At 45.4% G+C, this 13,330-nt stretch carries 9 protein-coding genes; 1 reads left to right on the top strand and 8 read right to left on the bottom strand.

Annotated features, from left to right (window positions below; translation table 11 throughout):
• Positions 1-63: 63 nt before the first annotated feature.
• The 8 genes from AB4135_RS13655 to AB4135_RS13620 form a co-directional block, all read right to left on the bottom strand.
• A complete protein-coding gene (locus AB4135_RS13655) occupies positions 64-1,284 on the bottom strand; it encodes a phenylacetate--CoA ligase family protein (RefSeq protein WP_371993684.1) in 1,221 nt (406 codons plus the stop codon).
• A gap of 13 nt (positions 1,285-1,297) precedes the next feature.
• On the bottom strand, positions 1,298-2,116 hold the full coding sequence (locus tag AB4135_RS13650; RefSeq protein WP_371993682.1) for an ABC transporter ATP-binding protein: 819 nt from the start codon (positions 2,114-2,116) through the stop codon (positions 1,298-1,300).
• Between the two features lie 99 nt (positions 2,117-2,215).
• Positions 2,216-3,502: an ABC transporter substrate-binding protein gene (locus tag AB4135_RS13645; protein WP_371993681.1), complete on the bottom strand. Its 1,287-nt coding sequence runs from the start codon at positions 3,500-3,502 to the stop codon at positions 2,216-2,218.
• Positions 3,503-3,577: 75 nt separating this feature from the next.
• Positions 3,578-4,651: a branched-chain amino acid ABC transporter permease gene (locus tag AB4135_RS13640; RefSeq protein WP_371993679.1), complete on the bottom strand. Its 1,074-nt coding sequence runs from the start codon at positions 4,649-4,651 to the stop codon at positions 3,578-3,580.
• Positions 4,652-4,702: 51 nt separating this feature from the next.
• A complete protein-coding gene (locus AB4135_RS13635) occupies positions 4,703-5,596 on the bottom strand; it encodes a branched-chain amino acid ABC transporter permease (protein WP_220737366.1) in 894 nt (297 codons plus the stop codon).
• A complete protein-coding gene (locus AB4135_RS13630; RefSeq protein ID WP_371993677.1) occupies positions 5,593-7,557 on the bottom strand; it encodes a long-chain fatty acid--CoA ligase in 1,965 nt (654 codons plus the stop codon). The genes AB4135_RS13635 and AB4135_RS13630 overlap by 4 nt, the downstream gene beginning before the upstream one ends.
• Entirely contained in the window at positions 7,557-8,354 is a 798-nt protein-coding gene (locus AB4135_RS13625) for an ABC transporter ATP-binding protein (RefSeq protein WP_371993675.1), read from the bottom strand. Before AB4135_RS13625 ends, AB4135_RS13630 begins: the two co-directional genes overlap by 1 nt.
• Positions 8,355-8,508: 154 nt before the next feature.
• The gene (locus AB4135_RS13620; protein ID WP_248973851.1) at positions 8,509-9,549 is read right to left on the bottom strand and encodes a DcaP family trimeric outer membrane transporter; all 1,041 of its coding nucleotides are present in this window, start codon (positions 9,547-9,549) and stop codon (positions 8,509-8,511) included.
• 268 nt (positions 9,550-9,817) lie between these two features.
• On the opposite strand from AB4135_RS13620, the gene AB4135_RS13615 reads away from it, so the two are divergent.
• On the top strand, positions 9,818-13,306 hold the full coding sequence (locus tag AB4135_RS13615; protein WP_371993673.1) for a PAS-domain containing protein: 3,489 nt from the start codon (positions 9,818-9,820) through the stop codon (positions 13,304-13,306).
• The last annotated feature ends 24 nt before the right edge of the window (positions 13,307-13,330 follow it).

Raw genomic sequence — 13,330 nt, 5'->3', positions numbered from 1 at the left:
AAGATGCAAAAATAGATAAACGCCGATGGTAAACCATCGGCGTTTTTGTTTTCCTCCACCGCTCTAGCGCCGATCTTCAATCACGATGCCATCATTAGGCAAACTACCTACAGGCTCGATACACACCTCAGCAGATAACTGTGTCACGGCACGTATGGTTTGCACAATGGCGCTGACATCGACACTATTTAACGCTGTCTCCGCCACCTCACACAACAAACACATTTTATCGTTATCATTATCTCGACTAACAACCATTCGTAAACGCTGGATTATATTATGTTGCACTCTTATCTGTTCAACTTGCTCAGGGTGCACGAACAAACCTTTTACTTTAGTGGTTTGATCTGCTCGGCCAAGCCAGCCTTTAATGCGTATGTTACTGCGACCGCATGCGCTTGAACCTGCAAGCTCAGCAGATAGATCCCCTGTGGCAAATCGAATCAATGGATAACTAGGATTAAAGCTAGTGATAACAACTTCACCCACCTCGCCGGACTCTACTGGCATTAGCGTACCGGGTCTCACCAACTCTAAAATAATATCTTCAGCAACGATAAGCCCATCATCAACACTTTCAAATGCAATCAATCCTATATCAGCGGTGGCATAAGCCTGTTTAACTTCTATATCGGCGTCAATAAAAGCGGCTTTTAATGCGGGGGTTAACGCCTCTCCGGTCACTAACGCTTTTGTGAATGGCAATTTTTGTTGCTGACTTTTGGCTTTATCCAGCAGGATTTTTAAAAACGACGGTGTACCGCAATAACCATTAGGCTTAAGGTTTTCAGCCATCTCTAGCTGTAACTCTGTTTGGCCCGGTCCTGCCGGGATCACACTACAGCCACACGCTCTCGCCCCCGAGTCCATAATGAAGCCACCCGGTGTTAGATGATAAGACAAGCAGTTCTGTACAATATCCCCCTCTCTAAAACCAGCAGCAAAGAACGCTTGCCCCATGCGCCACCAATCATGCTCATCGGCCTCAGGTTCATAGATAGGCCCAGGTGATTGAAACACTCTGCCAATACTCGCCATATTAGGCACCATACCTGCAAATGGCATAGCTGCCGCTTGTAGCTTGATTAAGTCTGATTTACGGGTAATTGGCAGCGTGGCCAAACTCTCTCTGCTATCTATTTGGCTAACATCAATATCAGCAAACAGTTGTTGATAGTAAACTGATGAATCCTTAGCAAAGCTTAAAAAATCATTTAATCCAGACAATAATGTTGATTCTCGCAGCGCCATCGACTGCTGCTCTTGAGCACTATAAAAAGACATGGACAAGACTCCTTTATAACCAACGTTTACGGCGTTTATAAGATTTCAAATTTTTGAAGCTTTTACGTTTTTCGCTACCACCGCCGAGATAAAACTCCTTCACATCTTCATTATTTAATAGTTGCTCCTTGTTACCATCTAGCACTATCTTTCCCGACTCCATAATGTAGCCGTAATTAGCCGCCTTTAGCGCATAATTGGCATTTTGCTCCACCAGCAACATGGTGATCCCTTGGTCGCGATTGATCTTCTCTATGATGCCAAATACCTCTTTGACCAGCAGTGGCGATAACCCCATTGACGGTTCATCCAAACAGATCATTTTAGGCCGTGCCATTAGTGCTCTGCCTATGGCGAGCATTTGCTGCTCACCACCCGACAAATAGCCCGCGAGGCCAGTTCGCTCTTTTAACCGAGGAAAATAATTGAACACCATATCGATATCTTGATTAACTTGACCATCGTTACGGGTATAAGCGCCTAGTTTTAAGTTTTCGATAACACTCATATCTTCGACAATACGACGCCCTTCCATGACCTGAAACAAACCGGAACGCACGACATCCTCAGCATTTTTAACGTCAATCCTCTCGCCCATGAAATGAATATCACCGCGAGAGACTTCGCCATTTTCTGTTTTCAGCAATCCAGATATCGCTTTCAGGGTGGTTGATTTGCCCGCGCCATTAGGCCCCAGCAAGGTCACGATTTCGCCCTGAGGAACATCAATACTGACCCCACGCAAAACTTGAATCACGTCGTCGTAGACCACTTCAATGTTATTAATCGACAACAATGGGGTCTCAGGCTTTAACTGCACAGCTTGTGACATAACAACTCCAACTTTAATGTTATTACCTAGCAGGTGACCGCTCACCCACTAGGCAGGTATACCGTTTAAGATTAGTAAGCAAAATTTTGCAAGCGAGGCTTAGTAACCTAACCAATCAACACGGCGTTCCAGTGTCACCTGATTCACTTTTTCAACTCGTACATCACCACCATTAAAATTACCTTTATAGATGTTGACTTGATTGATACCGCGATGGTCTTCAGGTGTCCAAGTTGCCGCTAAACAGACTCCTTCAAGCCCTTTCGGCACCCAGTTTTTACGCGCGTACATGCCCTTTTTAACGTTCTCTCCTGTAACACCGCCATTGGCTTTGGCCCACTCCATCGACTCTTTCATAAAGTAGGTCGAGCAGACACCGCGAATGTAATGATGCAGACGTTCCTCATCACCATCGCTATCTGACATCTTTGAGATCTCGCGAACCAGCGTCATACCTGGTACGTCATCAGTCCAAAATGGTGTCATGGTGGGGAAAATGTAGTTTTTAACCCCCTCTCCCGCCGCCTTAAAGACCAGTTTGTCGCCGCCCCAAATATTCGACATAAACTGGATATCGGTACCGACGGTATTACAAGATTTAATCAGTGACTGCACCGAGCCACCTAAGTTACCGATGTAGCCGTAGTTGGTTTTAGAGCTTTTAAGGCTTAAGCACTGAGCTTTAAAATCACCGGGCTTCATAGAAATGACCACAGGAGGCTGAACATCAAAACCTAGCTCGGTTGCGTATTCAGCACATGCTGCTTTAGGCGCGTTAGGAAAAGGATGGTTAGCGCCAATGTGAGTAAACTTTGGCTTACCTTGTCCTCCTTTAGTTTTCCAATCATTGGCCGCCCACTGCACTAAACCGCGACACGAATCTGAGTAAGATGCACCGTAGAAAAAGTTATAGGGAGCCGGCTTTTTTGTCTTAGGGTTCTTGCCCTGCGGGTCGGTTAAATGCCCTGAGTAGGATGCCGAAAACACCGGTGTTTTATCTTTGGCTGCAAACGAGATTAACGCTTCAGTATCCGCCGTTCCCCATCCTTGCATCGCCACCATATTCTTGCGTGATTTCCACTTTTTATAAGAAGCGATAGCTTGCGGAACCTTGTAGGCATAGTCGATAGTTTCATACTCAAGCTTGGTGCCATCGATGCCACCATGGGCATTGATATAAGCTAACGAGTCTCGCACACCATCAGCATATGGCTTACCTACAAACGCTGTTGGCCCCGACATATCAGCCAAATGGCCAACAAAAATGGTCTCCTCAGCGCTCACGAAACCGCTCGCGCTAGCGGTTAAACAAGCAATGCTTGAGCCCAGAGCCAATTTTAGATAGTTCACTTTGCTCAATCTGTTTTTCTCAGTTTTGTTATGCATTGTTATAATCCTTCAAATGTTCAGTCAAAGTTGCAAGCTGTATACCGCTGCTGTACAGCTCGGTAAAACCAGTGGTTAGTAAGCAAACGGGTAGAATTTCCAGTAATTCTTAATCTGGGCCCAACGATGGGCTAGCCCTTCCGGTTCAAAAATTAAAAACAGGATGATGACCAATCCAATCGCCATCTCTTTGATATAGGCTAGGCCATCTGTCACCATGGGGATGTTGCCCCAATCGGTATACTTCATCAGGGCGACTATGCTCTCCAGCACTTCTGGCAATAACACCATAAACACCACGCCCATTAAGGTGCCTTTGATTGAGCCAAGGCCGCCGATAATTACCATTGCTAGGAATTGGATAGACATCAAAATGGTGAAGCCTTCCGCCGAAACGTAACCTAAGTAGTGGGCATACAAAGCGCCGCCAATGCCGGCATAAAATGAGGAGATCCCAAATGACAGTAAACGATATTTGTTAAGCTTCACGCCCATGATTTCAGCTGAGAGGTAGTGATCTCGCACCGCAACAAACGCACGGCCATCGCGGCTGCGCATCAAGTTACAGCCCCAGATGTACATAAATACCAGTGCAAATAAGGCGATGTAGTAGAAGCTCTGATCAGTATCGAACTCAAAGCCAAACAGGTTTACTGGCGCCGCCATAGAGCCAGATGAACCGCCAGAGAACCATTCCGCTCGAGCAAAAAAGTCTTCAATAATGAACTGCGCCGCTAAGGTAGCAATGGCCAGATATAGGCCTTTAATCCTTGCAGCCGGCATACCAAACATCATGCCCACAGCCATGGTCAGAAAACCGGCCAGCGGAATACACAGCACCACCGGAATTTGAAAACTGGTGTTTAACCACGCCGAGGCAAAGGCACCAAAGCCAAAAAATGCACCGTGACCGAGCGAAATTTGTCCAGTAAACCCCACCAGAATATTCAGTCCAAGCGCGGCAATACCAAGGTATGAGATCTGAATGAACAGTGTTAGAAAGTAGCCATCAAGTACCAATGGCGCACCACAAGCAATGGCGATAAGCGCTATCGTCATTAGTCGGATAGTTTTAGTTTCAAATATTGTATTGTCGGCTTTATAGCTGGTGCGGAAATCACCACACGGACGCATCGCTAAGCTAGACATAAAAACTCCTTAAACAAAAATTGGCGATAATTAGTAACGTTAGACAGGCGCTTAAATACGCTCGATATCACGGGTACCAAACAGGCCGTAGGGCTTAAACCAGAGAATGATAAGCAGCACGTAAAACGGCGCGATATCGTACATGTTGCCAATGTGCAGATACTGGCTATCAAAGAACTCGGCGACGTTTTCTAAGATACCAATGGTAATACCGCCAACTATCGCGCCGACAATTGAGTCAAGGCCGCCAAGAATAACCGCAGGAAAGACCTTGATGCCGATAGAGGAGAGAGAGTCTGAGACACCATTCACCATGCCGATCACAACACCTGCGGTTGCAGACACAGTCGCTGCAATTCCCCAACTCATGGCGAAAACCTGTTTCACTGATATCCCCAAACTTTGCGCAACTTGCTGATCAAAAGCGGTTGCCCGCATGGCCAAGCCATGTTTTGAATACTTAAAGAACAAGAAAAAACTGACCATAATAATGAGCGCAATCACGGTACTCATTAAGTAAGCCAACTCGATATTAAGCCCAAAGATTGAGATTGATTGGGTATCGAAAACTTTTGGGTAACTCTGTGGCGATACGCCGAAGATCCACTTAGTCAAAGACTGGAAGAAGATAGATAGGCCAATAGTCACCATGATCACTGAAATGATTGGCTCACCAATCATTGGCCTAAGCACTATCATCTGCAGAAATACACCAAACACCGCCATAAAGCAGAGAGTGAGTAAAAAGCCTAAAAAGAATGGCAACTGCAGGTAAACCAATAACGCCCAACATACCCAAGCGCCCACCAGCAAGAACTCGCCCTGGGCAAAGTTCACAATCTGAGTCGACTTGTACACTAAAACAAAGCACATCCCCACTACGCCGTATAACAGGCCAACAATCACCCCGTTGATGATAAGTTGCAGTAACAGTTCAAAATTCATGATGCTCTCCTTTGAGATACACTGCCTTGCGCAGCCGCTGGTGATTCAATAACAGTTGCCACCTTAAGTTGAGTTTGAATGCGCGATTTACTGCCATCTTGGAAGGTAATCACGGTATCGATATCTACATGGGGTTTATCGCTATAGAGTGACTCGATAATGTCGGCATATTTTTCAGCAATAACACCTCGGCGAACTTTGCGGGTACGAGTCAGCTCGCCATCGTCAGCATCGAGCTCTTTGTATAGCAGGATAAATTTATTGATCTTCTGCGCATCCGGTAGCGATTGATTAACTATCTCTACCTCTTTAGTCAGTTGCTGATAAACCTCTGGTAACGTTGATAGGTTGGTGTAGTTAGTAAACGCCAGCCCTTGTTGTTCGGCCCACTTAGAGACAATACTGAAACGAATACAAAGAATGGCTGATAGAAACGGCTTGTCTTTACCTAAAATCACCGCTTCACCGATGAATGATGAGAACTTAAGTTTATTTTCAATATATTGCGGCGAGTATTGGATCCCATGGCTGGTTTTGGCCAGATCTTTAATACGGTCGATGACCACCAAGTGTCCCGATGGCTTGAAGTAGCCCGCATCACCGGTATGCATCCAGCCCTCTTTAACGTCTTCATCAAAAGCGGCTTGGTCGCCAAGGTAACCATTGAACATACCCACGGTTTTAGCGATGACTTCACCGACGCCTTCGCTGTCGGTATTAATCACCTGCAGCTCGGCAGTATCAAAAGCTACACCGACACTGTCATAGTCAACATCATCTTGATGGTGAATCGTGTAAGCACCACACATCTCGGTTTGACCGTAAAGTTGGCGCAGTGGCACCCCTATACTCTGGAAGAACTTGAATGTGTCGGGCCCCATCGCCGCGCCGCCAGTTGCCGCAGATTTTAGAAATGAAAACCCCAGCCTGTCGCGCAGCGCTTTCATTAACAGGATATCCGCCAACGTCGAGCGCTTACCTTGAGCAAGTGCTGTTTCTGCACGTTTCATCGCGAACTCAAACAGCTTTTTCTTCAGTGGCGTCGAGTCCATCATCCGCGCCTGCACGTCGGCTAAAATCCCCTCCCACACTCTCGGTGCGAGTAACACAAAGCTTGGGCCTATTTCACGAAGATCAGCCATCATGGTTTCTTGCTCTTCTACAAAATTAACTATCTGTCTGGCAATCAGTGCTTGGCCAACGGCGTAGACCTGCTCCATGATCCAAGGCAGAGGCAATACCGATACATAGTTGTCGCCAGGCATTCTTGGATCGGCACGCAAGTATGAGCAGCAGTGGTCAATGAACTTACTGCCTTGTAGCAGCACGATTTTTGGTTTTGAAGTTGTGCCTGATGTGGTGCAGTAGATGGCAATGTTTTCTGCTTTACCGGCATCAACAAGTTCGTCGTAAGCTGTTGGGTTTTGTTTATCAAGCAGCTGACCACTCTGGTAAATATCTTCAATGTTGATCAGACGTGGATCGTTATATTTACGCATCCCTCTAGGATCGCAATAGACAATGTATTTTACAGATGGGATTTGATCGCCAAGCTCAAGTAACTTGTCACACTGCTCCTCATCCTCAGCAATCACCACCTGCGCATTGCTGCGGTTAAGCAGGTATGCCACCTCTTCATGCAGCGAGTCTTGATAGATCCCTAAGGAGAAACAACATAAGGCATGTGCTGCAACTTCGCCCCAAACCCACTCGGGTCGATTATCGCCTAATAACGCAATGGTTGTTTCGGCTTCAATGCCCAAATCGCGCAAGGTTAATGACAGCCATTTAACGCGGTTATGGTAATCAAGCCAGCTAAACTCGCTCCAGATGCCAAACTCTTTTTCACGCATGGCAATATCATCACTCCATAGGAGCGCGTTGTGGCGCAATATTTTGGGAAAGGTATCCATATCACCCATATCAAAACGTTCTGCAGCGCCTTCATTTGCAGTTTTCATTAACCCACCTCCTGCAGCTGCTCATTATCATCTAGGCCTAAGTAAGCTTGCCTAACATGTTCGTTTGCCATCACTTCATCCGGTAAACCGCTAACTAATTTCTTGCCGAAATCAAGCACCATCACTTCATGAGAAATATCCATTACCACTCCCATATCGTGCTCAATCATCACCACAGTAATGCCGAACTCTTCGTTGAGATCTAAGATATAGCGCGCCATATCTTCCTTCTCTTCTAGGTTCATGCCCGCCATGGGTTCATCAAGTAGGATTAGTTTGGGATTTAGCGCGATGGCACGAGCCAGTTCGACCCGTTTACGCAAGCCGTAGGACAAGGTGCCTGCAATCGACTTTCGTACATGGGAGATATCGAGAAAATCGATTATCTCTTCAACTTGGCGCCTATGTTTAAGCTCCTCTTTTTGCGCAGGAGAAGCCCAGTACAGAGGCCCAGTTAACCAGTTATTTTTCATCTGGTGATGACGGCCAACCATGATGTTGTCAAGAACTGACATATGACCGAATAGCGCCAGGTTTTGGAATGTTCGACCAATGCCTAAATCTGCACGGTCATTGGGTCGCATGTGGGTGACTTCTTGGCCATCAAAATGAATCGAGCCTTCATAGGGACGATAGCGACCTGAGATACAGTTAAGCATTGACGTTTTGCCTGCACCGTTAGGCCCAATAATTGAAAACACCGAGCCTTTTTTAACTTCAAAACTGACATCTGTTAGCGCTTTTACGCCACCAAATGCTAAGGAAATCTGTTCAACTTTTAAGATTTTATCTGCCACACCCATACTCCTTTACACTCAACATCGTTCTGCTTGTCGCACTTTTTTGCCACTAAATACTTATGTCGGACGACTGCCATGGGAATCAAAACTGAATACAGAAATACTCATTCACATCAAAATGACAGCAGGGGGACCCTGCTGTCGTTAATGACTAAAGCGCGTAACGGAAAGAGAGCTGAGCATAATCTGAGTCAACGTCTTGATCGCCAATTTCAAAGTTGCCCACCTCAAAACCTATCGCTAAATGCGGAGTGAGGTTTTGGAAAAGGTTTACACTCCATTGGCTGCGCTCAGCATTGCCAATGTCAGTTTCAACTCGACCATATAGCGCGGTACTTCTTAGGGTATCGGTCCAAAAATGGCGGTAAGCGGCGAGATAAGATGTAGTACTTTCAACCTCCTCACCAACCAAATCTCGCGCGACACCAATACCGACATAACGACCCACTTCGCCTTGGTGGAATTGGAAACGCAGATCATCTTTACCGAAAGTTTTAATGCGCCCAGCAATAGAGCCACCAAATGCCGTTTCACTATTGCCTAGATCAGTATTTAGGCTGCGACCAAGTGCAGATATTGAAATATCGCCCCAATCTCCTTTAAAGTTATAGCGGGCAACAACATCGGGAAGGTCATCGTTTGCGGTATCGCCACCAACACTTTCAGGGTTTTCTATTGAGAATTGAAAACCGCCGATGTCGTAACGAATTTGACCTTGACGAATAAAAGCAAGCCCGACAGTTGCGCCAGCAAAATCTGCTGTTTCAGGAATTGCGCTAGTGTTCATAAAGGTGGTCCAGGTTTGACCTGCGGTTAACCCTTCATATTTGATGAATGCATGACGTATTCTTGGGTTAGCGGAGTTGGAAACAACTTGGTTACCACCACCTCCAAGAAAGTCCATTTCAATAAAGCCCATCACATCGCCGTGGACATATTTGGTGTTAAAGCGTGTTTCATTAGCGAAAATTCTAAATTGAGAAGCACTTGCCTCAAGCGGCGTACCTGTACCAATCCAAAAGTCACGGTAACCAACATCACCACTGACATAACGCGCATCAACTTTAATGTAGCCACCGAATGTTAGCTTGCCATCTTCGCCAACTTCAAAGTCATAACCGGCAGCGGCCGAACTGGCTAGCAAACACAACGAACCTGCTAATGTGATTTTTTTTATTTTAGAAATGAGCATCTTTTATCCCCTTTAATGTCTGCACTCAAGATGAAGAATTAAAAGTGTTTGCTCAATTGTGTAATGGTATTAGTGCAGCAGTATTAATACGTTAGGTGCAATACCAACGAATTAAACACATGTGATTAATCAAAATGGATTAAGACTTAAGTCGATAGCGTTCAGTGCGCTTAACAACTAAAAAATGTGATATGTTAATTTCTATAACAATTAAGGGAGTTCTCGGTTATTAGTCGAAGGCCTCCCAATAAAAAGGTGTAACGACAGCATGTTTCCTAATTGGCTATTGGTGACTATCAGTATTAGCTATATTGGTTTGCTATTCCTGATGGCTTTTCTTGGCGATAAATATAGAGAAAAGCTTTTTAAACAGCAACATACAATTATCTATTCGTTATCTCTCGGTGTTTATTGCACCTCTTGGGGGTTCCTCGGCACCGCCGGACAAGCAGCCAGTAACTCGTTCTCCTATCTGCCTGTTTATATTGCTCCGATTCTACTTTTTATATTTGCTTGGCCATTTATTCAGCGCATCATCCGCGTCTGCCTTAAACTCAATATTACCTCGATTGCCGATCTACTCGCCGCCAGATTTGGTAAATCACAGCTGTTGGCGACAGTGGTCACACTGGTCGCGCTATTTGGCACCTTGCCCTATATTGCGCTGCAGCTAAAAGCGATTGTTAACTCCTATGAGATTTTAAGACAAGATCACCTGCTCTCTTCTTGGCAGCTAGGCTTAGTGGTCAGCCTTATATTAGCTGGTTTTACCATCATATTTGGCGTGAGAGCTATTGATGTCACTGAGCGTCACCCAGGGATGATGCTAGCCATCGCCTTTGAATCTTTCGTCAAGCTCATCGCCTACCTGACTATTGGTATTTTTGTGTCATTTTTTCTATTTGACTCTCCCATGGATATTTGGCGTCAAGCTAATGAAACTCTGCCGGTATCCACTGAATTTACTTATCCAAATATGGTGTCGATGTTTGGTTTACTGTTTATTGTGATGTCAGCATTTCTGTGTTTGCCACGCCAATTTCAAGTATTGATAGTTGAACTGAAAGAGCAAAAACATGCACTGTGGAGCCGCTGGACCTTCCCGCTTTACATCTTAGTCTTTGCTTTTTTCGCCATGCCTTTGGGGCAAGCTGGCAACATACTCTATGGCGACTCACTACAAAGTGATGCCTATGTGCTGTTTCTGCCCGCTTTTAGTGGTGACGCTTGGCTCGGTTTGTTTAGCTTTCTAGGTGCAATATCAGCGGCAAGCTCTATGGTTATCATTTCAACCATTGCATTAAGCACTATGTTAAGTAATGAAGTGGTATTCCCGACTCTGTTTAAAGTAACCAATATTCAGAGTACTGATTTTCATAAGTTTCGCTCTCACCTACTAAATATCCGTAAAGGGCTAATCCTGTTCGTTATTTTCTTGAGTTACGGTATGTTTCTACTCGCTCCACCCGACACGCTTGCCTCATTAGGGGAAGTGGCATTTGGTGCAATCGCTCAGATAGGTCCAGCACTGTTCGCTGCCTTTTTGTGGCGGCGAGTCACCCTCATTGGTGTGCTTGCAGGCATAAGCAGTGGTTTTACACTGTGGCTGACACTTAACTTATTCCCGCAGTTAGGTCTCTATGCTCACCCTTTTGCGGGAAGTGAGTACTCGATGACAACTATGGCGACTCTGGTTGGTTTGTTTGCCAATATCACCATGATATGGATAGTTTCATCATTTACCCGCCAAAGCGTGCACGAACAGATGCAAATAGCACATTTTATCGAACGCCCTGACCTTGCTAAATTGCAACCGGCCCTGCCTAAATATATTAACCCTACCGAGCTGGAGTTACTGGTTGCTCGCTTTATCGGCAAAGAAAAAGCCACTCAAGGATTTCATGCGTTTTTCTCAGCACAACAACCAATATCCGACAAAGCTGCCTATAACCAAGCACTGACTTTTCATACCGAGAATATGCTGGCCAGCGTGATGGGGTCAGCCTCCGCTCGCTTAGTGATATCTTGCGCCCTAAATGGTCACAATATTGCGATTGAAGATGTGGCACAGCTAGTTGAAGAAGCCTCTAGCCACCGCACTGAATTTAGTCGCAGTGTACTGCACAGCGCCATTGAAAATGCCAGTGAAGGGATCTCTGTCATCGACAAAGATCTGAATTTAGTTGCTTGGAACCAGCACTATTTAAACCTATTTAGCTACCCTGACGACCTTGTTTATATTGGTTGTCCAGTTAAACAACTAATCAAGTTCAACTTAAGTCATGCCTACCCTTTACAGCATGATTTGGCCCAACAAGTTGAACGACGTTTAGCTTACCTGCGCCAGGGTAGTCGCCATAGTACAGAACGTGTTCAGCCCGACGGAAAGACAATAAGAATAGAAGGTAACCCGATTCCCGATGGCGGCTTTGTGATGATATTTTCTGATATCAGTATGTACCGAGAAGCGGAAAAGCTACTTAAAGAACAGAATCTAGATCTGGAAGCCAGAGTATATGAACGGACCAAAAAGCTAGAGCAGGCAAACTTGAGCCTAGAGCATACCAATCAAGAGCTGGCGGTAGCGCTGCAAAAAGTCGAACAAGCTCACCAGAAAAAGAGCCAATACCTAAAAGCCTGTAGTCATGATTTATTACAACCACTGTCTGCCGCAAGACTGTTTTCATCTGCATTTTTACAAGATAGCCAACTCAGTCGTAAGCAACAACAGCAGATAGGTTATATCGATAACTCATTACAAGTTGCCAATGAACTGCTGCTCGACTTGAACGAAATTTCGCGCATTGAAAGTGGCACCATCATCCCGGAAATCACCGAGTTTGCCCTGCAAGAAGTCATTGACTCACTCGTTGACGAATTTGGCGCCATAGCTGCAACGTCCAGTGTGAAATTTAAATTTATTAACACCCAGCTTTGGGTTAGAAGTGACAAAGTACTATTGCGACGGATCTTGCAAAACCTAATCAGCAATGCCTTTAGATACGCAGGCAAAGGCAAAATTCTACTTGGTTATCGCCGTCATGGAGATGATATCTCTATTCAGGTGGTTGATGATGGACCGGGGATCCCCAAAGAGAAACAAAAGGTTATATTTGAGCAGTTTACCAGGCTACAGCATTCGGGGCATGACGGTGTTAATGGTCTAGGCTTAGGGCTGAACATTTCTCAAGGTCTTGCCTCACTGCTTAACCATCAACTGACGTTATCATCAAAGGAGGAGCACGGCAGTATATTCAGCTTGCGTCTCGCCACTGTTAAGCCTCAACAACTTGCACCTAAAGCGCCGGTAGACATTCTAACCCTTAACGGTGTGCATGTTTTATGCGTCGATAATGACCCGAATGTGCTCGCAGGCATGGTGCAGCTTCTGCAAAGTTGGAACTGTCGCGTTTATCAAGCATCATCAGCTCAACAAGCAAAACAGGAATTTGCCAAACATGCACACAAGATTGATATCGTGTTGATGGATTATCAGCTTGAAGATGACCACAATGGGCTTAATTTGATGCAGGAGCTTCAGCAGCAAACCGACTTAGCACTACCAGCAATATTGATAACCGCAACCATTGATGAAACTGTAGTAAATAGAGCAAAAGAGCTAGGCTATGGCTATCTGCGTAAGATTATTAAACCTATAGCATTGAGAGCTGTTATGAGCGCAACGCTGGCCAAAAACCTCCATAGCAACTACGCAACAAGCAAGACATCGAATTATACCGTGGATGAGGAGTTGTAGACTGCAGTGTTAACCCAGCTAAAG

This window comes from Shewanella sp. 10N.286.54.B9, from assembly GCF_041468565.1.
Taxonomy (GTDB): Bacteria; Pseudomonadota; Gammaproteobacteria; order Enterobacterales; family Shewanellaceae; genus Shewanella.
This window is presented reverse-complemented; position numbering and strand designations above follow the sequence as displayed.

Coding starts and splice junctions, on each gene's coding strand:
- AB4135_RS13645 (WP_371993681.1), bottom strand. CDS start 3,502: ATGCATAACAAAACTGAGAAAAACAGATTGAGCAAAGTGAACTATCTA.
- AB4135_RS13635 (WP_220737366.1), bottom strand. CDS start 5,596: ATGAATTTTGAACTGTTACTGCAACTTATCATCAACGGGGTGATTGTT.
- AB4135_RS13655 (WP_371993684.1), bottom strand. CDS start 1,284: ATGTCTTTTTATAGTGCTCAAGAGCAGCAGTCGATGGCGCTGCGAGAA.
- AB4135_RS13620 (WP_248973851.1), bottom strand. CDS start 9,549: ATGCTCATTTCTAAAATAAAAAAAATCACATTAGCAGGTTCGTTGTGT.
- AB4135_RS13640 (WP_371993679.1), bottom strand. CDS start 4,651: ATGTCTAGCTTAGCGATGCGTCCGTGTGGTGATTTCCGCACCAGCTAT.
- AB4135_RS13615 (WP_371993673.1), top strand. CDS start 9,818: ATGTTTCCTAATTGGCTATTGGTGACTATCAGTATTAGCTATATTGGT.
- AB4135_RS13630 (WP_371993677.1), bottom strand. CDS start 7,557: ATGAAAACTGCAAATGAAGGCGCTGCAGAACGTTTTGATATGGGTGAT.
- AB4135_RS13650 (WP_371993682.1), bottom strand. CDS start 2,116: ATGTCACAAGCTGTGCAGTTAAAGCCTGAGACCCCATTGTTGTCGATT.